This is a genomic window from Microbacterium sp. MMO-10 (genome assembly GCF_037148715.1).
Classification (GTDB): domain Bacteria; phylum Actinomycetota; class Actinomycetes; order Actinomycetales; family Microbacteriaceae; genus Microbacterium.
The window spans coordinates 15664-38224 of sequence record NZ_JBBCSV010000003.1 but is presented as its reverse complement, the minus strand read 5'-3'; the positions used below and the strand labels follow the sequence as shown (position 1 = coordinate 38224).

The 22561-nt window shown below is 72.5% G+C and carries 20 protein-coding genes; 8 read left to right on the top strand and 12 right to left on the bottom strand.

All coding sequences use genetic code 11. The annotated features are described in order from the left end of the window. Positions 1-2 precede the first annotated feature (2 nt). Positions 3-878 carry a phosphoribosylaminoimidazolesuccinocarboxamide synthase gene (locus WFJ17_RS08970; protein WP_292887891.1) on the top strand — a complete coding sequence of 292 codons (876 nt, stop codon included), beginning with the start codon at positions 3-5 and terminating at the stop codon, positions 876-878. A 140-nt stretch (positions 879-1018) separates the two neighbouring features. Next, a complete protein-coding gene (locus WFJ17_RS08965) occupies positions 1019-2365 on the top strand; it encodes a uracil-xanthine permease family protein (protein WP_251447581.1) in 1347 nt (448 codons plus the stop codon). Here WFJ17_RS08965 and WFJ17_RS08960 read toward each other — a convergent pair whose 3' ends face one another. Beyond that, positions 2366-3055 carry a TetR/AcrR family transcriptional regulator gene (locus WFJ17_RS08960; protein WP_336648215.1) on the bottom strand — a complete coding sequence of 230 codons (690 nt, stop codon included), beginning with the start codon at positions 3053-3055 and terminating at the stop codon, positions 2366-2368. Between the two features lie 103 nt (positions 3056-3158). Here WFJ17_RS08960 and WFJ17_RS08955 point away from each other — a divergent pair, with 103 nt between their 5' ends. Then, entirely contained in the window at positions 3159-4034 is an 876-nt protein-coding gene (locus WFJ17_RS08955; protein WP_336648214.1) for a DUF1266 domain-containing protein, read from the top strand. Further along, positions 4031-5107: a hypothetical protein gene (locus WFJ17_RS08950; protein WP_336648213.1), complete on the top strand. Its 1077-nt coding sequence runs from the start codon at positions 4031-4033 to the stop codon at positions 5105-5107. Before WFJ17_RS08955 ends, WFJ17_RS08950 begins: the two co-directional genes overlap by 4 nt. Positions 5108-5475: 368 nt before the next feature. Here the strand turns inward: WFJ17_RS08950 and WFJ17_RS08945 are convergent, their stop codons facing one another. The 4 genes from WFJ17_RS08945 to WFJ17_RS08930 all read right to left on the bottom strand — a co-directional run bounded on the left by WFJ17_RS08945 (position 5476) and on the right by WFJ17_RS08930 (position 10134). After that, the gene (locus WFJ17_RS08945; protein ID WP_336648212.1) at positions 5476-6102 is read right to left on the bottom strand and encodes a response regulator transcription factor; all 627 of its coding nucleotides are present in this window, start codon (positions 6100-6102) and stop codon (positions 5476-5478) included. Then, entirely contained in the window at positions 6099-7367 is a 1269-nt protein-coding gene (locus WFJ17_RS08940) for a sensor histidine kinase (protein WP_336648211.1), read from the bottom strand. The genes WFJ17_RS08945 and WFJ17_RS08940 overlap by 4 nt, the downstream gene beginning before the upstream one ends. A gap of 202 nt (positions 7368-7569) precedes the next feature. After that, positions 7570-8664: a LacI family DNA-binding transcriptional regulator gene (locus WFJ17_RS08935; RefSeq protein ID WP_336648210.1), complete on the bottom strand. Its 1095-nt coding sequence runs from the start codon at positions 8662-8664 to the stop codon at positions 7570-7572. Between the two features lie 3 nt (positions 8665-8667). Further along, entirely contained in the window at positions 8668-10134 is a 1467-nt protein-coding gene (locus WFJ17_RS08930) for a GH1 family beta-glucosidase (RefSeq protein ID WP_336648209.1), read from the bottom strand. Between the two features lie 281 nt (positions 10135-10415). Here WFJ17_RS08930 and WFJ17_RS08925 point away from each other — a divergent pair, with 281 nt between their 5' ends. From WFJ17_RS08925 to WFJ17_RS08910, 4 genes are all read left to right on the top strand, one after another. Next, positions 10416-10937: an adenine phosphoribosyltransferase gene (locus WFJ17_RS08925; protein ID WP_251447662.1), complete on the top strand. Its 522-nt coding sequence runs from the start codon at positions 10416-10418 to the stop codon at positions 10935-10937. A gap of 95 nt (positions 10938-11032) precedes the next feature. Next, positions 11033-11296: a phosphoribosylformylglycinamidine synthase subunit PurS gene (purS, locus tag WFJ17_RS08920; RefSeq protein ID WP_251447665.1), complete on the top strand. Its 264-nt coding sequence runs from the start codon at positions 11033-11035 to the stop codon at positions 11294-11296. After that, positions 11293-12000, top strand: coding sequence for a phosphoribosylformylglycinamidine synthase subunit PurQ (gene purQ, locus WFJ17_RS08915; RefSeq protein WP_336629210.1), 708 nt, complete (start codon positions 11293-11295; stop codon positions 11998-12000). Before purS ends, purQ begins: the two co-directional genes overlap by 4 nt. A gap of 135 nt (positions 12001-12135) precedes the next feature. Then, positions 12136-12723 carry a dihydrofolate reductase family protein gene (locus WFJ17_RS08910; protein ID WP_251447671.1) on the top strand — a complete coding sequence of 196 codons (588 nt, stop codon included), beginning with the start codon at positions 12136-12138 and terminating at the stop codon, positions 12721-12723. Between the two features lie 5 nt (positions 12724-12728). Here WFJ17_RS08910 and WFJ17_RS08905 read toward each other — a convergent pair whose 3' ends face one another. The 7 genes from WFJ17_RS08905 to WFJ17_RS08875 form a co-directional block, all read right to left on the bottom strand. Next, a complete protein-coding gene (locus tag WFJ17_RS08905) occupies positions 12729-13157 on the bottom strand; it encodes a DUF1761 domain-containing protein (protein WP_251447674.1) in 429 nt (142 codons plus the stop codon). 308 nt (positions 13158-13465) lie between these two features. Continuing rightward, positions 13466-14995, bottom strand: a complete 1530-nt coding sequence (locus WFJ17_RS08900) for an SDR family NAD(P)-dependent oxidoreductase (RefSeq protein WP_251447677.1) — start codon at positions 14993-14995, stop codon at positions 13466-13468. 200 nt (positions 14996-15195) lie between these two features. Further along, the gene (locus tag WFJ17_RS08895) at positions 15196-15954 is read right to left on the bottom strand and encodes an SDR family NAD(P)-dependent oxidoreductase (protein ID WP_251447681.1); all 759 of its coding nucleotides are present in this window, start codon (positions 15952-15954) and stop codon (positions 15196-15198) included. 23 nt (positions 15955-15977) lie between these two features. Further along, on the bottom strand, positions 15978-17366 hold the full coding sequence (locus WFJ17_RS08890) for an ATP-NAD kinase family protein (RefSeq protein WP_336648208.1): 1389 nt from the start codon (positions 17364-17366) through the stop codon (positions 15978-15980). A 4-nt stretch (positions 17367-17370) separates the two neighbouring features. Further along, positions 17371-19011: an aminomethyl-transferring glycine dehydrogenase subunit GcvPB gene (gene gcvPB, locus WFJ17_RS08885; RefSeq protein ID WP_336648207.1), complete on the bottom strand. Its 1641-nt coding sequence runs from the start codon at positions 19009-19011 to the stop codon at positions 17371-17373. Next, the gene (gene gcvPA / locus WFJ17_RS08880; RefSeq protein ID WP_336648206.1) at positions 19008-20384 is read right to left on the bottom strand and encodes an aminomethyl-transferring glycine dehydrogenase subunit GcvPA; all 1377 of its coding nucleotides are present in this window, start codon (positions 20382-20384) and stop codon (positions 19008-19010) included. The genes gcvPB and gcvPA overlap by 4 nt, the downstream gene beginning before the upstream one ends. Further along, complete coding sequence (locus WFJ17_RS08875; protein WP_336648205.1) at positions 20381-22504, bottom strand: beta-galactosidase; 2124 nt, start codon at positions 22502-22504, stop codon at positions 20381-20383. The genes gcvPA and WFJ17_RS08875 overlap by 4 nt, the downstream gene beginning before the upstream one ends. Between the last annotated feature and the right edge of the window lie 57 nt (positions 22505-22561).

Genomic DNA, 22561 nt, shown 5'->3' with positions numbered 1-22561 from the left:
GCGTGAGCACACCCCTCGATCTCCCCGGCTGGCGTCACCTCTACTCCGGCAAGGTCCGCGATCTGTACGCCCCGGAGGATCCGGCGGACGAGCGCCTGCTCGTCGTCGCCAGCGACCGGGTGAGCGCCTTCGACTTCGCGCTCGAGCCGCCGATCCCGGAGAAGGGCGCCCTGCTCACCGCGCTCAGCCGCTGGTGGTTCGACCGGCTGGCCGAGGGAGCGGATCCGATTCCGAACCACCTGGTCGACGGCGACGTCCCGCCCGAGGTCGCCGACCGGGCGATGCTCGCGAGGAAGCTCGACATGCTCCCGATCGAGTGCGTCGTGCGCGGCTACCTGACCGGATCCGGCTGGGCGGAGTATCAGGCGGACGGCACGGTGTGCGGCATCCCGCTGCCGGCCGGCCTGCACAACGGCGACCGCCTGCCCGAGCCGCTGTTCACCCCGGCCTACAAGGCGCCGATGGGCGAGCACGACGAGAACATCACCTTCGCCCGCACCGAGGAGCTCGTCGGGCCCGAGCGCGCCGCGCAGCTGCGCGACGTCTCGCTCGCCGTGTACCGCCGCGCCGCGTCGATCGCCGAGGAGCGCGGGCTCATCCTCGCCGACACGAAGTTCGAGTTCGGCGTCGACGAGGACGGCACCCTCCGCCTCGCGGACGAGGTGCTGACGAGCGACTCGTCGCGCTACTGGGACGCCGAGGCCTGGCGGACCGGATCCACGCCCGCCGAGCGGATGGCGAGCTTCGACAAGCAGATCGTGCGCGACTGGCTCTCCGCGCACTGGGACAAGCAGGGCACGCCGCCGGTGCTGCCCGAGGACGTCGTCGCCCGCACGGCCGCCCGCTACGCCGAGCTCCTGGCGCGCCTGACGGCCTGACCCGCACATTCGAGTCGTCCCCCTGAGCACGGGCCATAGGTCGTGCTCAGGGGGACGACTCGGAGGTGGTGGCCGCATCTCCCAGGGAACGTTCAGGATAGGGTTTCCCCAGCCCCCTCCCCCGATCCCGAGGAGTCCGCATGGCCCTGTGGAAGATCCACGGCGACGGGCGCACGGTCGAACCCGGCGCCGTCGTCCGCCCCGATGAGCGCCTGAACTGGCCCGCGACGATCGCGATCGGCGTGCAGCACGTCGTGGCGATGTTCGGCGCGACGTTCCTGGTGCCGATCCTCACCGGGTTCCCCGTGCCGACCACGCTGCTGTTCAGCGGCATCGGCACGATCCTGTTCCTGCTCATCACCCGCAACAAGCTGCCCAGCTACCTCGGATCCTCGTTCGCGTTCATCGCTCCGGTGACGGCGGCGACCGCCGCGCACGCGACCGGCGCCGACAAGGGCATCGGCGCCGCGCTCGCCGGCATCGTCGCAGTCGGCGTGCTGCTCGCGATCATCGGCGTCGTCGTGCACGTCGCCGGCGTGAAGTGGGTGGACCGCTTCCTGCCGCCCGTGCTCGCCGGCACGATCGTCGCGCTGATCGGGTTCAACCTCGCCGGTGCCGCCTACGGCAACTTCGCCCAGGCGCCGATCACGGCGACCTTCACCCTCGCGATCACCATCGTGTTCGCCGTGCTCTTCCGCGGCTTCCTGGGGCGGATCTCGATCTTCCTCGGAGTGATCGCGGGGTACGTCTTCGCGGCGTTCCGCGGCGAGCTCGACTTCTCCGCCGTCGACAAGGCCGCCTGGGTGGGCCTGCCGACCTTCCACCTGCCCGACTTCGGCACCCCGACCGTGTGGAGCGGCATCGCGATGTTCCTGCCCGTCGTGCTCGTGCTCATCGCCGAGAACGTCGGACACGTGCGGGGCGTGGCGACCATGGTCGAGGATCCGGAGATCAACGCGCAGACCGGGAAGGCGCTCATCGCCGACGGCGTCTCGACGACCCTCGCCGGATTCTTCGGCGGATCCGGCACGACGACCTACGGCGAGAACATCGGCGTCATGGCCTCGACCCGCGTGTACTCGACCGCGGCGTACTGGGTGGCCGGCATCGCCGCCATCCTGCTGAGCCTGTCGCCGAAGTTCGGCGCCATCATCAACTCGGTGCCGCCGGGCGTCCTCGGCGGGATCACGACCGGCCTCTACGGCCTCATCGGCGTGATCGGCATCAAGATCTGGGTCGACAACCGCGTCGACTTCTCGCGGCCGGTGAACCAGTACACGGCGGCCGTCGCGCTCATCATCGCCGTCGGCGGCTTCTCGATCTCGATCAAGGACTCGGGCTTCATGCTCGGCGGCATCGTGATCGCCACGGTCGCCGCGATCGTCATCTACCACGGCGGCAACGCGATCGCCCGGCTGCGCCGGAGCGGGGCGGACGATCCGCGTCCGCTCGAAGGGGTCGGCCCGATGGGCGGCGACCCGGCCTGATCAGCCCGAGGCCCGCGTCCGCGGCTCGGATTCCGAGCCGGGCGCGGGCTTCGTCGCACCCGGCAGCGGCGCCGCGGGCTCGGGCAGCCCGTAGCTGCGGTGCACCCAGCGGCGCGCGGCCTCGAGCGGGTACGAGTCGCCGTAGACGATGCACTGCCCGACGATCCCGTCGAGCAGGCTGCGCAGCATGATCTCCTCCATCGCCGGGTCCGCCGCGCCCCGCTCCCGGAAGATCGCCCGCACCGCGTCCTCGGCCGCGGCCACGCCCTCGACGTGGCGCCGCTCGGCGGCGGCGAACAGTGCGCGGGTGGTCGGCTGCTGCTGCAGGGCGACGACCACGCGCTGCAGCGGGAGGGCCACCGCCGTCATCCCGAGCGCCGTGTCGATGATCGCCGCGAGCCGCACCTCGGCAGGAAGGTCGTCCGGCGCCGGGGCCACGGGTTCCAGGCCCTCGCCGCGCGCGATCCCGAGCAGCATCGCGAACCAGCGGTCGATGACCGCTGCGATGAGCTGCTCCTTGCCGCCGAAGTAGTAGTTCACCAGCCCCTGCGCGACGCCGGCGCGACGCGTGATGTCGGCGATGGTCGCCCCCTCGACCCCGTGCTCCGCGAACACGCCGATCGCCGCCTGGAGCAGGGCCTCGTGCGAGCGCTCCCGGGCGATGCGGTTCTGCTCGGGGGAGCGTGCCATGCGCGGGCGCCTTCCGGATCCGTTTCCGGGTGTCGGATCCATTCGCTAGATTAATAACTGAATGCTCATTCAACCTAAGAGAATCCCGCACGGAAGGCCTCCCATGCACCCCAGCGCACGCGTCGACCTGAACGACCTCGGAAGCGTCGTCGAATGGCTCATCGCGCAGTGGTGGGTCTGGGTGATCGTCGGCGTCGTCGTGCTGTTCTTCCTCGTGATCTGGATCATGCCGGCCGCGAAGGTGAAGCCGTCCGAGAAGTTCTCGACGGATGACCGCGAGGCCGACGAGATCGCCCTCGGCTTCCTGCAGATCGTGAACATGCCGTCGGGCCCCTGGAACGACCCGACCGCACCCGCGCTCAGCGCGAACGACAAGAAGCACCTCGTCGAGATGTGGGGCGTGCCCACGCGGGAGAGCTGGCTCGCCGCCATCGAGCGCCTCGTGACCGTGCGCCGCCGCCGCGACGTCTGGGTCACCTGCCTTTCCCTCCGCGCCGAGCTCGCGCAGCGCCTCGGGCGCGTCCCGAAGGCGAAGGAGTGGATCGCGGCGATCGTCGAGGCCGGCGGGGACAAGCGCGATGCCCGCGGTTTCGTCACCGCGATCGAGAGCGTCGAGGCCCAGGTGCGCAAGCTCGTCGGGAAGGACATCGTGACGCCCGATCTGTACGTGCGCACCCTCGACGGCTACGCCCTGGGTCAGGCGGTGGGCCTGACCACCTGGGGCGTCGCGCTCGGCCACGCCGACGTGCCGGAGGCCAGGGCGATCATCCGCCGCATCAACGAGGAGGGCCGCCCCGCGTTCTCCTCCTGGGCGGACTTCGGCCTCAGCTACATCGTCGGCCGCGTCATGCACTGGAGCGACGGCAGCATCGGCGAGAAGACCTTCGACAAGTACGGCGACGGCTGGAGCGAGTTCAAGGCCGCCGCGACGGCGAAGCGCAACGGCCCCTGGGCGTCGCTGCCCTGGCGCATCGGGTGAGCGCGGCGACACCGAGCGCACCCCGGCCGGACGCGGAACCCCTGCGGATCGAGCTCGCGCCGCTGCGATCGACACCGGGCATCGGCACTCTGCTCGGCTATGAACGGGCGGCCGGGATCCCCCTGCACCGCCGGTTCTTCACGGTGCTCGCGGGGGTGCTCCTGCTCACCGCGGCGATCGTCGTCGCGCTCTGGTGGCTGGGCCGGATCGGGATGCTCGAGCGGGTGCCGCTGCTCGCCGGGTTCGGGGTGTTCTACGGAGTGCTCGGGGCGGCGGGCTTCCTCTGGTACGCCGTGGCCCTCTCGCGACGCGCGAAGCTCGCGCTCTTCGCCTGGACCAACGGCTGGGCGTACGCCGATCTGCTGCAGGACACACGACGACCAGGGGCGGCGTTCACGCGCATGCGGCGGTCGATGGAGCGCGGCGTGGTCGCCTCGGACGACCCGCGGATCCCGTTCGAGCTCGGGATCGTCCATTCCGTCGGCAGCCGGGACGAGGGGGCGACCCTGCAGCGTCCGTTCGGCTTCGTGGAACTGCCGCTGCCGGTCAAGGTGCCGCACATCGTGCTGCGGAACCGCCGCCGCAGCATCGTGCCGACCCTCGGCCTGCGCGGCGCCAGGATGGACCTCGAGGGGCACTTCGCCACGACGTTCCAGCTGCTCGTGCCCGAGGGGTACCAGCACGACGCGCTGTACATCTTCACGCCCGACCTCATGGCGCGCGTGCTCGACCTCGGCGCGGCGGGCGAGCTCGAGCTCGTCGAGGACCGCGCCTACCTGTACCTTCCCGCGCGCACCCGGTTCGATGCACCGGACGTCATGCGCGGGATCATCGAGCTCGCGGAGGAGCTGCACCGTCGCCTCGCGGCGCGGACCGCTGCCTACCGCGACGAGACCGCCGTCCCGATCGCGCACGGGGAGGGCGTGACGATCGGGCTCGGCGGACAGCGCCTCGGCGGGCAGGGCGTGTCCCTGCTCGCCGTCGCCGCCACGTCGGCGGCGGTGATCCTCTCGGCGGGGATCACCGCGTTCGCGCTGTTCGGGGGGAACCTCCTGCGATCCTTCGGAGGGTGATCGCAGGACGCCGGAGCCCTGGGGATCCGGCGCCGACGCCCCGCCCTCCGGTCCCCCGGCCGGGGGCGGGGCGCGCTCCGCATACGGGGCATGTGCCGGGTGCGGGGCGCCGGGCACGGTGCCGGGCGCCGGGCGCGCCGATCCGCGGGCGCCGGGGGTGTGCGCGCCGCCGGGCGCCGGGCGCGCCGATCCGTGGGCGCCGGGCGTGTGACGATCGGCACACCCTGCGACGATCAGCACACGAATCCACGTCAACACGTGTGCGGATCGTGACACCGTGTGCTGATCGTGACGCGCCTCCCCGCCCGGGGATCGGCGCGCCCCGAACCCGACCGCGCCCCGACCCGGCCGCGGATCCCGCGCGCGCGTCAGCGTCGGATGATGCGCTGCTCGATCGCCGCCGCCACGGCGCCGGCCCTGGTGTCGACGCCGAGCTTGCCGTAGATGTGCGACAGGTGCGACTTCACCGTCGCCTCCGAGACGAAGAGCGCCTTCGCGAGCTCGCGGTTGCCCAGCCCGTCCGCGAGCAGCTCGAGCACCTCCACCTCGCGCTCCGTCATCCGCGGCTCCGGAGACGAGGCACGGCGCATGAGCACCGCGGCGACCGAGGGCGCGAGCGCGGGCTCTCCCCGGTGCACCGCGTGGATCCCGGCGAACAGCTGGTCCGGCGGGGTGTCCTTGAGGAGGTACCCGGCGGCCCCGGCGTCGAGCGCGCGCAGGATGTCGGACTCGCTGTCGTAGGTGGTGAGCACGAGCACGGCCGGCGGATCCGGCAGCGCGCGGATGCGGCTCGTCGCGGCGATGCCGCCCTCGCCGTCCCCGAGGCTGAGGTCCATCAGCACGACGTCCGGCCGCTCGGCCCCGACCGCCTGCACCGCCTCGTCGGCGCTGGATGCCTCGCCCACCACGACGAGGTCATCGGCCGATTCGACCAGCGCCCGCACGCCCGCGCGCACCACCGGGTGGTCGTCGACGAGCACGATCTTCAGGGTCATCGGTCCTCCTCCTGCGGATCCGCGCCCCGCGGGAACACCAGCGACACCGTCGTCCCCTCTCCCGGGGTGCTCTCCACCTGAAGCTCGCCGCCGAGCTGCGCGATGCGGTCAGCCATGCCGCGGATCCCCTGTCCCCGCCCGGCCGCGCGGCGCTGCGCGGCCAGGGCGGCCATGGCGGCGGGGCGGGCGTCGAAGCCGACGCCGTCGTCGCGCACGTCGAGGCGCAGCTCATCGGGCTGCACGGTCAGGCTCACCACCGCCCGGGACGCGCGAGCGTGCTCGGCGACGTTCGCGAGCGCGCCCCGTACGGTGCGGATGATCGCCGACGCGACCGGCAGCGGAACCTCCGCCATGCCCGCCCCGTCGACCGCGCCGTGGCTGACGAACTGCACGTGCACGCCGTCGCCCGCAGCCTCCGCGACGACGCGGGCGAGGGCCGCGGGGAGCGAGCCGGCGGCGCCCTCGAGCTCGCCCGGAGCGAGATCGCGCACCACCCGGCGCACCTCGTCCAGCGCCGAGCGCGCGGCGCCGGCGGCCGAGCGCACCTGCTCGCGCGCCGCGTCCGGTCGGCGATCCCAGCCCTGCTCGGCCGCCTGCAGCAGCAGATTGATGCTGGACAGATCCTGCCCCACGGAGTCGTGGATCTCGCGCGAGAGCCGGGCGCGCTCGGCGAGCGCCCCCGCACGGTGCTGCGCGGCGGAGAGATCGGCCTGGGTCGCCGTCAGCTCGTCGAGCAGCTGCTGGCGGGCGCGGGCCTCGCGGTCCAGCGCCCGATAGGCGACGATCGTCGCGAATGCGATCCCGATCGGCCCGGCCACGAGCGTCGGGTCGAACTGCACCGCCAGCCGCAGCTCGGCTGCGATCACGACGGCGGTCATCGCCGCGACCAGGGTCGTCGCCGGCCAGAACGGGAGGATCTGCAGCACGGCGAAGGCGAGGGGCACCGCGCACCAGGCGAACGACGGGGCGACGAGGGTGAGCACGGCCCAGAGCATGCTCGCCGCGAGCGTCCACACCGCGGGCCACGCACCCCGGCGCGGCACCACGCCCTGCAGCACCGCCATGACGGCGAGCACCGCGGCACCGGCCATGATCGCGATCGCGTTCTCGCCCTCCCCGTGCCGGAGGAGATACCGGATCGCGCTCACCACGATCAACGCGATCAGCACGAGCTGCAGCGCCCGTCCGAAGCGCACGGGAGCGAGGATTCCGCGCACGCCGTCGCGGACGACGACCTCGTCGCGCGGCTCTCCTCGGGGATCCATGGCCACAGCCTACGGACGCGGAATCCGGATCCACATCATCCGATCGGCCAGGATCCGGCCCGAAGTGCACATCGCAGGCAGGCGCCGCCCCCGGCCGGTACTCGGACCGATCCGCCGAACTCAGGCTGGACCGCGCGTGACGGCCTCCACACCCCACGGCTGCGGCTCCGGGGCCGGATCCAGCCTGAATACGGTCCTCGCCTCAGGCGGACCCGCGCACCACCAGCTCGGTGCCGAGGATGGTGCGCCGGGGCGGGGCGGCTCCGGTCAGCCGGTCGATGAGCACGCCGGCGAGCGCCTCCCCCTGCGCATGCATCGGCTGGCGGATGGTCGTGAGCGGCGGATCCGTCGACAGCGCCACGGCCGAGTCGTCGAAGCCCACGACCGCGACGTCCTCCGGGATGCGCAGACCCGCCCCGCGCAGGGTGCGCAGCACGCCGCGCGCCATGAGGTCGCTGGCCGCGAACACCGCGTCGGGAAGGCCTCCGCCCGGCTCGCCGGCGCGGGCGAGGAGTTCCTCCGCAGCCTGGACGCCGCTCGCCTCGGAGTAGTCGCCGGCGAGCTCGGCGAACGGCGCGAGCCCGACCTCGGCCAGTCCCTCGCGGAACCCCTCGAGACGGTCGACGGCGCCGGCCATGGACAGCGGTCCGGTCACGGTCGCGATCCGGCTCCGTCCCGTGGCGATCAGGTGCGCGACGGCCTGGCGTCCGCCCGCGACGTTGTCGACGTCGACGAAGAAGTCGGCGTCGCCGCCGGTCGAGCGCCGTCCGCCGAAGACGACCGGCACCGCCTCGACGATGCGGTCGACGAACGCGTCGCTGGTGTGGTGCGAGAGGATGATCGCACCGTCGACGCCGCCGTTGCGCACGAACCCCGTCATCCGCCCACCCGGGTCGTCGCTCGCGATGAGCAGGTTCAGGATGTAGTCCGAGCGCGCGATGCGGTCGCCGATGCCCGCCACGACCGCGCCGAAGTACGGATCCCCGAAGAAGCGGCGGGTGTCCTCCGGCACCACCAGCGCGATCGCATGGGTCTGCCGCAGGGCCAGCGAGCGCGCCGCGCGATTCGGCACGTACCCCAGCCGGGCGATCGCGTCCTGCACGGCGGCGAGCGCCTCGGGGCTCACCGCGGACGATCCGTTCACGACGCGCGACACGGTCGAGCGGGAGACGCCGGCCGCGTCCGCGACCTCTTCGATCGTGGCGCGGCCCGGCCGATCCGGATCCGGCACCCGGGTCCCCGGTCGGGGATCGTCGCCGGCGGATCCGGCCCGTCGTGCGCCCGGCCGCTCGACCATCGCTCAGACCGCCCGGGCGGCGATGATCCGCGCGTACTCGCGTCCGGAGTCCTTCACGATCCGCTCCTGGGTGTCGTAGTCCACCCGCACGATGCCGAAGCGCTTGCCGTAGCCGAAGGACCACTCGTAGTTGTCCAGCAGCGACCAGGCGAAGTAGCCGCGCACGTCCACGCCCTCGTCGATCGCGTCGAAGGTCGCAGCGACGTGCTCGCGCAGGAACATCGCCCGCTCCGCGTCGTGCACGGCGCCGCCCGTCACCGCTCCCGTCGACGGGTCGAGCCGGCCGCCCTCCAGGACGTCGTCGTAGGCGGCGCCGTTCTCGGTCACGTAGAGCGGCAGCCCGGGCGCGTACTCGGTGCCGATCCGCCGCAGCAGCCGGGTGAGCCCTTCCGGCTGCACCTCCCAGTCCATGCCGGTACGGGGAAGACCCCGCTCGACCCAGTGCACGTCGTCGGCGGCGGGGAACGGCGAGCGGGTGCGCCGCGCGCCGTCGCCGGCGCCGTCGTGCGGGGTGCCCTCGGCGCCGGGCTGCGGCGTCCCGGAGAGCAGCTCGCCGTGGTAGTAATTGATGCCCAGGCAGTCCAGGGGCGTGGCGATCGTGTCGAGATCGCCCTCCTGGATCGCCGCGGCCCAGCGCCGCACGGCCACCGGATCCACGTCCCGGATGTCCGAGACCACGTCGGCGGGGTAGGCGCCGCGGAGGACCGGATCCAGGAACCAGCGGTTGAACTGGCCGTCGATGCGCCGGGCCGCGTCGACGTCGGCGGGGTCGCGTGGATCGGCCGGATCGGCGACCGTGAGGTTGAGCGTGACGGCGAGGTCGAGCTCCGGGTCCCGCGCCCGCAGCTCCTGGATCGTGCGGCCGTGCGCGAGCAGCAGGTGGTGCGCCGCGAGCATGCCGTCCTCGATGCTGGTCCGCCCCGGCGCGTGCACGCCCGCCGTGTAGGAGAGGAACGACGAGCACCACGGCTCGTTCAGCGTGGTCCAGTGCTGCACGCGGTCGCCGAGCGCGTCGTGCACGCTGAGCGCGTAGTCGACGAACCGGTCGACCGTGTCGCGGGCGGTCCAGCCGCCCTTCTCCTCGAGCGCCTGCGGCAGGTCCCAGTGGTAGAGCGTGAGCCAGGGCACGATGCCGCCCGCGAGCAGCTCGTCGACGAGGCGGTCGTAGAAGGCGAGCCCCGCCGGATTCACCGCGCCCCCGTCGGGCCGCACCCGCGCCCACGAGGTGGAGAAGCGATAGGCCTGCAGGCCCAGCTCGCCCATGAGCCGCACGTCGTCGGCGTAGCGGTGGTAGTGGTCGCACGCGACATCGCCGGTGTCGCCGTTCTGCACGGCTCCGGGAACCCGGGCGAACGCGTCCCAGATCGATGCGGTCCGCCCCTCCTCGAAGGCGGCGCCCTCGATCTGGTACGCCGCGGTCGCGGCTCCGAAGAGGAAGCCGTCCGGGAATCGACGGGGGGACGCGTTCATCGCTCTCCTTCGCTCGGCGCGCCGTTCGGGCGGCACGATAGTGGGGCAGAGGTCGCGTGGGAGCGCTCCCACGCGATCCGCGCCAGACTATGGGAGCGCTCCCACGCCTGTCAACACCTTCCCCGGGCGGGCAGGGAGGGCGGTCGGAGAGCCCGGGCGTGGCGGTCGGCGTCTTCCTCGCCCGCGGTTCTCACCGTCCGATTCGCCGCCGCAGTCGCCGAGCCGATCTGCCTGAGAGCCGTCGTCGAGTGGGACGCCCCCTCGCCGCGTACCCTGGTCCGGTGACCTCCTCGCCCGCGCTCGCCCGCGCCGAATCGCTCATCCGGTCCATCCCGGACTACCCCGAACCCGGCATCCTGTTCCGCGACATCACGCCGCTGCTCGCGGACCGAGAAGCGCTGCACGCGACAACGGACGCCCTCGTGGCCCCGTTCCTCGGGTCCTTCGACGTCGTGGCCGGGATCGAGGCGCGCGGGTTCATCCTCGCCGGAGCGGCCGCGATCGCCGCCGGCACCGGGTTCGTGCCGATCCGCAAGGCCGGCAAGCTGCCGCTGCCCGCGGCCTCCGTCGACTACGCGCTCGAGTACGGCACCGCCACGATCGAGATGCACGACGACCTGGCCGCAGGATCCCGGATCCTGCTCATCGACGACGTGCTCGCGACCGGCGGCACCCTCGCGGCCGGCCGCCGCATCGTCGAGGAGCTCGGCTACACGGTCGCGGGGATCTCGGTGCTCTTCGAGATCGACGGGCTCGGCGGCCGCGACGTGGTGGGCGACGTGCACACCGTGTTCCGCAGCTGAACGCACCCCGGATCCCCCGCCGACGCCCGGCAGGACGGCCCGCGCCCGGGCGGTAGACTGGTGTCGCCCCCGCCCGCGACTTCCTGGAGCCACGCATGCCCACCATCGTCGTCGACGTCATGCCCAAGTCCGAACTGCTCGACCCGCAGGGCAAGGCCGTCTCCGGGGCGTTCGCCCGCACGGGCGTGACCGCGTTCAGCGACGTCCGCATCGGCAAGCGCTTCGAGCTCACCGTCGACGGCGAGGTCACCGACGCCGTGCTCGCCGAGGCCCGCCGCGTCGCCGAAGAGGTGCTCTCCAACTCGGTGATCGAGGACGTCGTCGCCGTCTCCGTGAGCGGCGCCGAGGCCGCCGAATGACCGTTCGGATCGGGGTCGTCACCTTCCCCGGCTCCCTCGACGACCGCGACGCCCAGCGCGCGGTGCGCATCGCCGGCGCCGAGCCGGTCGCGCTCTGGCACGGCGCGCACGACCTCGACGGGGTCGACGCCGTGATCCTGCCGGGCGGCTTCAGCTACGGCGACTACCTGCGCTCGGGCGCGATCGCCGCACTCTCGCCGATCATGACCGAGGTCAAGGACGCTGCCGCGAAAGGCATGCCCATCCTCGGGATCTGCAACGGCTTCCAGATGCTCGTCGAGGCGCACCTGCTGCCCGGCGGCCTGATCCGCAACGATCACCAGCACTTCGTGCGCCGCGACCAGAAGCTCACGGTCACCAACGCCGACACCGCCTGGACCCGCGACTTCTCCGCCGGCCAGGAGATCATCATCCCGCTGAAGAACGCCGAGGGCGGGTACGTCGCCTCCGAGGAGACGCTCGACCGCATCGAGGGCGAGGGCCTCGTCGCCTTCCGCTACACGGGTGTGAACCCGAACGGATCCCTCCGCGACATCGCCGGCCTCACCAATCCCGCCGGCAACGTGGTGGGCCTCATGCCGCACCCCGAGCACGCCACCGAGCCCGGCTTCGGCCCCGACACGGCCGCCGCCATGCGCAGCGGCGTCGACGGCCTGCCGTTCTTCACGAGCGCGATCGCCGCGGTCGCGCGCGCCGCCGCCTGAGTCACCCCGCTTTCGAGTCGTCCCCCTCAGCACGGCCCCCAGGTCGTGCTGAGGGGGACGACTCCGTTCCGGGGCGTTGCACCGCGCGGCACCCCGGTCTAGCGTCGGAACCGTCCCCGACGATGGGAGGACCGCATGGGCCGGTTCGTGTACTGGATGAACGTGTCGCTGGATCTGCGGATCGAGGCCGCTCCCGGCGAGGACGGCGGCGGCGACTGGATGCGGATCGGCGAGCCGCTGCACCGCGAGTTCAATCGACGTGCCGCCGAACTGGCGCTCCTGGTGCAGGGCCGGCGCGTGTTCGAGATCATGGAGGACTACTGGCCCGCGGCCCGCGATGACCGGTCCCTGCCCGCGTTCATGCAGGAGTACGGCGCGATCTGGACCGACAAGCCGAAGATCCTCGTCTCGCGCACCCGCCACGAGGCCCCGTACAACACCCGGGTGATCGGCGACGATGCGGTCGCCCGGCTGGCCGACGTGCGCGCCGAGACGGACGGGGACATCGGCGTCGGCGGAGCGACGCTCGCCACCGCCCTGCTCGACGCCGGGCTGCTCGACGAGCTGCTGCTGTTCACGCACCCGGCGATCCTGGGATCCGGCCGGCCGCTGTTCGACGATCCGCGTCCGGGCGAGACCCGGGATCCGGTGATCGTCGACCTGCTCGAGCAGGCCTCCTACGACGAAGGCGTCACCCTGCATCGCTACGCCGTGCGGCGCTGAACGAGTCAGCCGAGCGCGGGCGGCCAGACCCCGATGAGCACGGCCATCACCACGACCGTGACGAGCTCGTGCGCGATGTTCAGCACGGTCAGCGAGCTGGGGCGCCCCTCGAAGGCGTCGTGCGTGATGAACCTCGCGGCCGTGAACCCCATCCACAGCGTGATCGAGGTGACCAGCGCCGAGACGAAGAAGGATCCGCCGTAGAAGTGCCAGGCGATCGCTGTCGCCCCCGCGAGCACCCACGCGGTGACGAAGCTCACGACCACCGTCGCGATGATGGCCAGGACGGGGTTGCCCTTGGGGTTGTCGAGGTCGATCCCTGCGAGGCGGGCCCAGCGCGTGCCGAACACACCGCGGGCGTACCAGACGGATCCGACGAGCATGCTCGACGCGGTCGCGAGCAGGACGGCCCAGTAGTTGATCTCGGGAATCATCGCGACGCTCCTTCGGGACGGGTCCGGACGGTGGATCCGGTGCGCTCAGGGTATCGCCGCGCACGTCCCTTCCGGGGACGACGGGCGCCGGTCCTCGGTATCCAGAAGGCCCCGGCCGTTGTGCAGGACCGCCCCGCCGTTGTGCAGGACCCGCGGGCTGAATCCTGGCGATTCCCGGCCCCGAACGCGGTTTCCGGAGGCTGCGGCCCTGCACAACGCGCACCCTCCCTGCAGAACGGCCGACTGCGCGGCGCGACGTCAGGGCTGAGCGGTCACCAGAGGCTGAGCGGTCACCAGGGGCGGAGCGGTCACCAGGGGCTGGGCTCGTAGTCCTTCAGGAACACGCCGTGCACGTCCTCCCCGGCCTCGCCGCGCACGATCGGGTCGTACACGCGGGCGGCGCCGTCGACGAGGTCGAGCGGGGCGTGGAAGCCCTCCTCCGCGAGGCGCACCTTCGTGTAGTGCGGGCGCTCGTCGGTGATCCAGCCGGTGTCGACGGCGGTCATCAGGATGCCGTCGGTCTCCAGCATCTCCGCGGCGCTCGTGCGGGTGAGCATGTTCAGCGCGGCCTTCGCCATGTTCGTGTGCGGATGGCCGGGACCCTTGTACCGCCGAGAGAACTGACCCTCCATCGCCGAGACGTTGACGATGTGCTTGCGGCGCGCGGGCGATGCGGCCATCGCCGGACGCAGCCGGCTGATGAGCAGGAAGGGCGCGGTGGTGTTGCAGAGCTGCACCTCGAGCATCTCGAGCGGATCCACCTGGTCCACGCTCTGCACCCAGCTGTTCACCCGGTTCACGTCGGGCACGAGACCGCCCGCGTCGATCGCGCTGCCGTCGGCGTGCTTCGCGAGCGACGAGGATCCGGGCGCCATCGCGAGTCGCGCCAGGTCGTCGGCGGTGAGCGCCTGGCCGCCCTGCTCGGCGATCGTGCCGCCGAGAGAGGCGATCGACAGCAGCGGATGCGCGTCGACGGACGCCTGCAGCGCCTCGGGGTGCGGATCCGCGGTGTGCCCGAAGGTCTCCATCTCGGGCAGCGGGCCGTTCGGGAGCGGCTGCAGCTCGGCGTCGACGAGCAGCGAGTACGCACCCGGCGAGCGGCGCACGGTCTGCGCCGCGTTGTTGATGAGGATGTCGAGCGGCCCCTGGGCCGCGACCGAGTCGGCGAGCGCGATCACCTGTGCGGGATCGCGCAGGTCGATGCCGACCACGCGCAGGCGGTGCAGCCAGTCGGCGGAGTCGGGAAGTGCCGCGAACCGGCGCACGGCGTCGCGCGGGAACCGCGTCGTGATCGTCGTGTGCGCGCCATCGCGCAGCAGCCGCAGCGCGATGTGCATGCCGATCTTCGCGCGCCCGCCGGTTAGGAGGGCCCGCTTGCCGGTCAGATCCGCCCGCGCGTTGCGCTTGCCGTGGCTGAACCGCGCGCAGTCGGGGCAGAGCTGGTGGTAGAACGCGTCGACGGTCGTGTACGGCTGCTTGCAGATGTAGCAGTTGCGGGGCTTCAGCAGCTCGCCCGCGGTGGGCGCATCCACCACGCTCGACGCGAGGTCGAGGCCGCGGGTCTCGTCGTCGATGCGGTCGGGGGCGCCCGTCGCGGTCGCGGCGATCACGGCCTTGTCGGCCTCGGCGATCGCGTCGCGGATCTCCCGGCGGCGCACCCGCTTGGCGGCCTTGAACATCGCGGCCGTGGCCCGGCGCACCTCGATGAAGTCGGGGTGGGTCTGGTCGAGCTCGTGCAGCTCGGCGAGCACCCGGAGGGTCGTCGCGAGGTCGTTCGGGTCGATGCCGGATCCGACGGCGTCGCCGAGGTCGGAGGCGTCGGAATGCGCGTCGGTCATTGGACCGATTCTACGCGAGCAGGCTGAACGAGATCCGGGACGAGCGCCGTTCCCCTCCCCTGTTCGCCTTTCCCTCCCCGCAGCAGCGACTCCCCGGGGAGGGGAAGACGGCTCAGGGAGGGAAACGCGCCCCCGGGGAACCGCACCGGGGCACCGGGCCGACGCCCCGGGGCACCGCGCCGACGCGCCGGGGCGGCGCCTCAGGCGATGCCGCCGCCGTCGACGACGAGGGCGGATCCGGTCACGTACGACGACTCGTCGCTCGCGAGCCACACCACGGCCGCGGCGATCTCGGACGGCTGGCCCATCCGGTTCAGCGGCCGCTCCGCGGCCTCGGCGAGGAAGCCGGCCTGGTCCTGACCGAGCTGGCGGGCCTCGTCGCGCAGCATGCCGGTGTCGACGTCGCCCGGGTTGACCGAGTTCACGCGGATGCCCTGCGGGCCGTGGTCGATCGCGAGCGCACGGGTCATGTTGACCACCGCGCCCTTCGATGCGCAGTAGGAGATCGCCTGCCCGCCGCCCTTGAGACCCCAGCCGGATCCGGTGTTGACGATGGATCCGCCGCCGTTCGCCGCCATGACGGGCACGACGTGCTTGCACATGAGGAAGATCGCGCGCACGTTGACGCCGAACACGCGGTCCCACTCCTCGACCGTGGTCTCGACCGCCGTGGTGCGGCGGATGATCCCGGCGTTGTTGAAGACGACGTCGACACCGCCGAAGCCGTCCACGACCGCCGCGACGACGCGTTCGATGTCGGCCTCGCTCGAGACGTCGGCGCCGATCGCGAGGGCGGTGCCGCCGGCCGCCCGGATCTCCTCGGCGACGGCCTCGGCCGCCTCGGCGTTCAGGTCGACGACGGCGACCTTGGCGCCCTCGGCGGCGAAGGCGAGGGAGGTGGCGCGGCCGATGCCGCCGGCGCCTCCGGTGACGATGGCGTTCTTGTTCTGCAGTCGCATGGTGGTTCCTTTGCGGGTGGGGGTCAGACGGGGGTGGTCTCGGGGGCGGAGACGGCGTAGAACGCGGTGGCCGCGGCGCCGGTGATGACGCGGACGTGCCCGGCGAGCGCAGCGTCGAGCTCGGCGTCACCGGTGTCGACGAGGAGCGGGCGCCCGGCGAGGTCGACGAGCTTCTGCTCCGGGGCGACGACGAGGAGCGGAGCGGATCCCATCGCGCGGATCACCCGCGCCGAGAGCTGCTGGTTGCCGCGTCCCAGCAGGAAGCCCTGGCCGCCGATGACGGTGACCACGGCCTGAGCCGGCCCGGCGGCGACCTCGTCCAGCAGGCGCCGCTCGTCCGCGCCCGCGGCGATCACGGCGCCGTCGAGCACGACGTCGACGCCGAGCGGGGTCTTTGCCACGCCGAGCTCCGCCGCGATCCGTGCGGTGGTGCCGCCGGGACCGAGCAGGTACCGCACGCCGGGGCGCATCGCGGCGACCGCGGCCCGTGCCGCGGAGGCGACCGCGGCCTCCTCGGTGGCGGGCGTCGGCGCCTTGCGCGCCTGGGTGCGGCCGAGACGCTGGGGGACGCGGAGCGTGCCGTAGAGCACGGGTTCGACCCTGGCGCGGCGCAGCGCCGCCTCATCGACGTCGAGCACCTCGCGCTCGGCGGTGGGGACGGGATCCGGCCCGATCCAGTCGGCGGCGAGGGATCCGGCCGCGACCGGGCTCACCGCGAACACGGGCGAGTACATCTTGACGCCGGCGGGGATGCCGAGCACGGCCGGGCGGCCCGTGGGCGTCGAGCGGGCGGAGCGGGACGGGGCACGGTGCCCGGACGGAGACGGCGTTTCGTCTCGGGCGCCTGCGGCGTCCTCGCTCAACGACCCCGGAAGACGGGCACCCGAGGCGTCCTCGCTCAACGACCCCGGAAGACGGGCACCCGAGGCGCCTTCGCTCAACGACCCCGGAAGAAGGGCACCCGCGGCGTCCTCGCTCAACGACCCCGGAAGACGGGCACCCGCGGCGTCCTCGCTCGACGACCCCGGGGGCGGCGTCAGCCCGCGCACGGCGTCGCGGAGGGTGCCGTCGCCGCCGGCGACGAGCACGAGCGTCGCTCCGGCGGCGGCCACGGCCGCCACGGCGGCGGCGGTGTCCTCGGGCGAAGTGGGATCCCCGACCGGCGTGAACACCACGACCGGCTCCAGTCCCGCCTCGGCGACCGCGGCGGCGCCCATCGCTCCGGCCGCGGTGAGGATCCGCACTCCGGGATGCGCGCGCGCGATGATCGCCATCGCCTGCACCGCACGCCCGCCGGCCCGCGGGACGGAGCCGTGCTCCGCCGCGCGGGCCTGCACGGCCGCACCGTCGGAGCCGGCGAGGCCCGCGGGCCCGCCGACTCCGGCGACAGGGTTGACGACCAGTCCGATCACGCGATCAGGCTCCGACCGCGACGGGCTCGGCGAGCGCGGCCTCCGCATCCGGAAGGGCACTCCGCGCGGGGCCGTCCGGCGCTTCGCCGAAGTACTTCCGGCGGTAGGCGCGCCAGGTGATCGCCCAGCGCTCCGGGTCGTCCAGGTCGTCGTGGTGGGTGTGGTGCACGGTCTGGTTGTGCGGCGCGGTGCGGACGAGCTCGGGGTTCTCCCGCGCCTCCTGCGCGACCTGGGCGAGCGCCGCGACGTACTCGTCGATCTCGGCCTTGGAGTAGCACTCGGTGGGCTCGAGCGTGAACGGCTGCGGCACGACATAGGGGTGGTGGCTCGTCCAGTAGTGGAAGCCGTAGTCGGCCATCCGGATGCCGATCTCCTCCGAGGAGATCCCGGTCTCCTCGAACAGCTCCTGCCACGAGTACCGCACCTGCTCGATGCGACGGCGCCCGGTCGCGTAGGGCGCGGACGCCCCGGGGATCTCGAGCACCTTCTTCAGCAGGTAGTTGTTGTTCAGCACCGCGGTCCGGGAGGCCTCGAGCATGCCCTCGGCCCCGAGCGCCATGATCCAGGCGTACGCCCGCACGACGTGCAGGATGACGCCGTGGGCCGGCGCGACGTGACCGATGGACAGTTCGCCGGGCTCGCGCACCACGAAGCGTCCGTCGACCCGCTCCACACGGGGTCCGGGCAGGAACGGCGCGAGCGCCGCGCTCACCGCGTTGGCCGCGGCCCCCGGACCGCCACTGCCGTGCGGGGCGGAGAACGTCTTGTGCAGGTTGAACTGGCACACGTCGAACCCGGCATCGCGGGCGCGCGTGATCCCGAGGATCCCCGCGGCGTTGGCCTGATCGTAGGAGGCGAGGGCGCCGACCGCGTGCGCGGCGTCGACCCACTCCTTGATCGCGGGATTGTAGATCCCGGTGTCCTCCGGGTTGGTCACCATGATCGCCGCGGTGCGCTCGGAGAGCGCCGCCTGGAGCGCTGCGAGATCGGGGTAGCCGTCGGCATCCGGGTAGATCGTGATGACCTTGTACCCGGCGACCTTGGCCGCGGCGGCGTTCGAGGGGTGGCTGAAGATCGTCGTGATGACCTCGTCGCGCTGCTCCGCCTCGCCGCGCGACGCATGGTAGGCGCGGATCATCGCGATGTTCGTCCAGATGCCCGCGGATCCGCCTGGGGAGGCGAGCGAGACGGCGTCCATGCCCGAGATCTCGGCCATGAGCCGCTCGAGACGCCAGATCGCCTCGAGCGCGCCCTGCGTGTCGGCCGGGTCCTGCGCGGGGTGCAGCGCGCGCAGCTGCGGCACCTCGATGAGCTGGTCGTTGATCTTCGGGGAGTACTTGATCGTGCAGGTGCCCTGCCCGATGTCGACGTTGAGGTCGGATCCGAGGTTCTCCTGCGAGAGGCGCAGGTAGTGCTTGAGCACCCGCATCTGCGCGATCTCGGGCAGCGCCGGCGGGGTCGTCCGGCGCATGCCCTCGGGGAGGGCGGCCACGACGTCGCCGACGGCCTCGCGCACGACGGGCTCGACGGGCGTCACGAGCACGCCGCGTTCTCCGGGGGTGGAGAGCTCGAAGACGATCGGCTCGTCCCAGCTGGCCTGCTGGAAGCGGCGGGGGCTCGGCTTGGGGGCGACGGGGAGGCTCACTGGTCCTTCTCCTCGGTGTCGATGGCCGCGGCGAGCGCAGCGGCGAGGCGGTCGATGTCGGCGGCGGAGGTGGCCTCGGTCACGCAGACGAGCAGCGTCCGCTCGTCCACGACGACGCCGGGCTCGATGCCCTCGGCGCGCAGCGCGGCGACGACGTCGGCGGCGCGGGCGCCGTCGAAGCGGATCGTGAACTCGCGCAGGTGCAGGGCGTCGTCGCCGAGGCGGACGCCGTCGATCGCGGCGAGCCGCTGCTGGGCGTAGGCGGTGCGGGCGAGCAGCAGCTCGCCGAGGTCGGCCATGCCCTGCGGTCCCATGAGCGCGAGGTGCACGCCGGCGGCGATCCCCCACAGCGCGGCGGCGGTGCCGACCCATTCCTTGCCCTCTTCGCGGTGCGCGAAGGAGGTGCGGTCGTAGGCGACGTCGCCGAAGCCGTACTCGCCGGGCACGTCGGTGGACTCCAGGCCGAAGAGGCGCGAGGGCATCTCCATCACGAATCGCGGCTCGTCGTGCACCGCGATGAAACCGGCGTGCGCGCCGCCGAACCACTGGTGCAGGCCGAGCGACTGGATGTCGCCCGTGACGATGTCCGCGCCCTGCAGCGCGGGCGGGGTCAGCACCCCGTAGCCGATCGGGTCGGTGCCGACCACGACCACGGCGCCTGCGGCGTGCGCGGCGTCGGCGATCTCACGCAGCTGCGTCTCGACGGCGCCGGTGAAGCTCGGCGTCTCGACCCAGACGGCCGCGACGTCGTCGGAGAGCCGGTCGCGCAGGGCCGCGACGTCCGCGATGCCGCCCGCGCTGGGGATCCGTTCGATCTCGAGGTCGGCGCGCGTGTAATCGCGCACCTTCGAGTCCTTCTCCGGCAGCACGTCGCTCACGGCGAGCACCCTGGTGCGGCCGGTGAGGCGGCCGGCCATCGCGAGGCCCGTGGCCGTGGCCTGGTAGCCGTCATAGGTGGGCACGTTCACGACGTCCATCGCGAGCAGCTCGGCCATGAGGGACTGGTACTCGAAGAGCGCCTGGAAGCGTCCGTGGTCCTCGTAGGGCTCGCCCGCATAGGCGGTGAGGAACTCGCTGCGACGGATCACCTCGTCCACGACCGCGGGCACGTAGTGGTTGTACGTCCCGGCGCCGAGGAAGCTCAGACGCTCCTCGGTGGTGCGGTTCTGCGCCAGGATCCCGCGCACGTGGCGGGCCAGGTCCTGCTCGGCGGGCAACGGCGCGGGCACGTCCAGCGGACGGCGCAGGCGCAGGTCCTCCGGCACGTCGGCGTAGAAGTCCTCGATCGAGGCGGCGCCGACGGCGGCGAGCATCTCGGCGTGGATCTCGGGCGCCGTGTTGGGGATGTAGGGGTGCACGAACGTCTGCGTCATGCCAGCTCCTTCGACGGGGTGGCCTGGGTGGGCCGGGGGGTATGGGTCAGGGTGAGGAAAGGGATCTGCGTCGCGCGCGGCGTGGCGACGACCGCGACTCCGTACGCGTCCAGCGTCACGGCGTCGCCCGTCTCGGATCCGCTGAGCAGGTCTAGGCCGGCGGCCGGCAGCTGGAACGTGACCGGGTCGGCCGCGTGGTTGAGCAGGAAGGTGTAGTCGGTGGCGTCGTCCGAGCGCGTGACGGCCTCGGCCTGCAGGGACACCTCGTCGCGGGCGGGGAGGCCGGCCGTGCGCAGCACGTCGCGGAACACCGTGACGAGACCCTCGGGAGACAGCATGGCGCTGACGTACCAGGCGGATCCGGATCCGCCCGCACGGCGAGTGATCGCCGGAAGCCCGGCGAGCTCGCCCGAGGCGTACGCCCCGCGGATCTCGACGTCCGCGTCGGCCTCGATCCACTCGCTCCAGCTGGGCACCTCGAGCACGTCCGCGCCGTAGGCCAGGGATTCCGTGCGGCCGTCGGCGATCGGCCACTGCTCGTCGACCTCGATGCCGAGCAGGCCCCGCAGCGGGCCGGGGGCGCCGCCGTCGTGCACCTTCTCGGTCGCGTCGACGACCCCGGAGAAGGGCCCGACGACGAGGGTCCCGCCGCGCTCCACGAAGGCGCGCAGAGTATCGGCCTGCCCCTGCTCCAGCACGTAGAGGTTGGGCGCCACGACCACGTCGTAGCCGTCGAAGGGCGTCCCCGCGTCGGCACCCTCCGCGCGCACGGCGTCGACCGGGTGCCCCAGCGTGGAGAGGGCGCGGTGCCAGGCGCGAGCCTGCGGCGCCCACTGCAGCCGCTGCGACGGCAGCGACTCGATCGCGCTGGATCCCCACCAGGAGTCCCAGTCCACGATGAGCGCCACGCGGGAGCGCACCCGGCTGCCGCGCACCGGCTCGAGCCTGCGGAGCTCGTTGCCGAGCGCCTTCGTCTCCCGGAAGCTGCGCGAGCGCTCGCCGCGGTGGCCGAGCATCGACGAGTGGAACTTCTCCTGGCCGTACTTGGCCTGGCGCCACTGGAAGAACATCACGGCGTCGGATCCGTGCGCGACGGCCTGCAGGCTCTCCACGCGGATCTTCCCCGGCGCCTTCGGCACGTTGATGTCCCGCCAGCTGGTCGCGCTGGCCGACGACTCCAGCAGCAGCCACGGACGGCCGCCCTTGAGGGAGCGCATGAGGCCGTAGTTGAGCGCCGCGCCGACGTGGGACGTCGGATCCATCGGATCCGGATAGGCGTCGTCGGTGACGACGTCCTCCCGCTCGGCGAAGCGCCAGTAGTCGAGGTCGCGGAACATGCTCATGAAGTTCGTCGTGACCGCGATGTCGGGGGTGACCTCGCGGAGCACGTCGATCTCGACCTGGAAGAGCTCGAGCATCGCGTCGGAGGAGAAGCGCTCGAAGTCGAGCAGCTTGGTGGGGTTGACGGGGCCGGGCGCCTTCTTCGGCGTCTCGATGTGCTCCCAGGACGTGTAGCGCTGGCCCCAGACGTTCACGCCCCAGGCTTCGTTCAGTCCGTCGAGGTCGCCGTAGCGGTCCTGCAGCCAGCGGCGGAAGTGCCGGGCCGACTCGGGGCACCAGCAGCGCGAGACGTGGTCGCCGTACTCGTTCGAGATGTGCCACATCGCGAGTCCCGGGTGCTCGCCGTAGCGCTCGGCGATCGCGCGGGTCATCCGGGCGACGTTCTCGCGCCAGATCGGCGACGAGGGGCAGTAGGTCTGCCGGGACCCGAACTCCAGCCGGTGCCCGTCCGCGTCCCAGGGGGCCATCTCGGGGTGGGCCCGCAGCAGCCAGGACGGCGGGGTGGCGGTGGCCGTGGCGAGGTCGATCCGGATCCCGGCCTCGTGCAGCAGATCCAGGATCCGGTCCAGCCAGCCCCAGTCGTACACGCCGGGCTCGGGCTCGAGCTGGGGCCAGCTGAAGATCGGCAGGCTCACCATGTTCACGCCCGCCTCGAGCATGAGCCGGATGTCCTCGCGCCAGACGTCCTCCGACCACTGATCGGGGTTGTAGTCGCCGCCGTACGCCAGGGCGTCGATGCGGACCTCGCGGATCCGCTCGCCGTCGGGATGCTGCGCCACGGAGGCTCCTCTCTGAGTCTGTACAGAAGATCTGTTCAATGTATTCTGTATACAACA

Coding starts and splice junctions, on each gene's coding strand:
- WFJ17_RS08965 (WP_251447581.1), top strand. CDS start 1,019: ATGGCCCTGTGGAAGATCCACGGCGACGGGCGCACGGTCGAACCCGGC.
- WFJ17_RS08960 (WP_336648215.1), bottom strand. CDS start 3,055: ATGGCACGCTCCCCCGAGCAGAACCGCATCGCCCGGGAGCGCTCGCAC.
- WFJ17_RS08955 (WP_336648214.1), top strand. CDS start 3,159: ATGCACCCCAGCGCACGCGTCGACCTGAACGACCTCGGAAGCGTCGTC.
- WFJ17_RS08945 (WP_336648212.1), bottom strand. CDS start 6,102: ATGACCCTGAAGATCGTGCTCGTCGACGACCACCCGGTGGTGCGCGCG.
- WFJ17_RS08940 (WP_336648211.1), bottom strand. CDS start 7,367: ATGGATCCCCGAGGAGAGCCGCGCGACGAGGTCGTCGTCCGCGACGGC.
- WFJ17_RS08935 (WP_336648210.1), bottom strand. CDS start 8,664: ATGGTCGAGCGGCCGGGCGCACGACGGGCCGGATCCGCCGGCGACGAT.
- WFJ17_RS08930 (WP_336648209.1), bottom strand. CDS start 10,134: ATGAACGCGTCCCCCCGTCGATTCCCGGACGGCTTCCTCTTCGGAGCC.
- purS (WP_251447665.1), top strand. CDS start 11,033: ATGCCCACCATCGTCGTCGACGTCATGCCCAAGTCCGAACTGCTCGAC.
- purQ (WP_336629210.1), top strand. CDS start 11,293: ATGACCGTTCGGATCGGGGTCGTCACCTTCCCCGGCTCCCTCGACGAC.
- WFJ17_RS08910 (WP_251447671.1), top strand. CDS start 12,136: ATGGGCCGGTTCGTGTACTGGATGAACGTGTCGCTGGATCTGCGGATC.
- WFJ17_RS08905 (WP_251447674.1), bottom strand. CDS start 13,157: ATGATTCCCGAGATCAACTACTGGGCCGTCCTGCTCGCGACCGCGTCG.
- WFJ17_RS08900 (WP_251447677.1), bottom strand. CDS start 14,995: ATGACCGACGCGCATTCCGACGCCTCCGACCTCGGCGACGCCGTCGGA.
- WFJ17_RS08895 (WP_251447681.1), bottom strand. CDS start 15,954: ATGCGACTGCAGAACAAGAACGCCATCGTCACCGGAGGCGCCGGCGGC.
- gcvPA (WP_336648206.1), bottom strand. CDS start 20,384: ATGACGCAGACGTTCGTGCACCCCTACATCCCCAACACGGCGCCCGAG.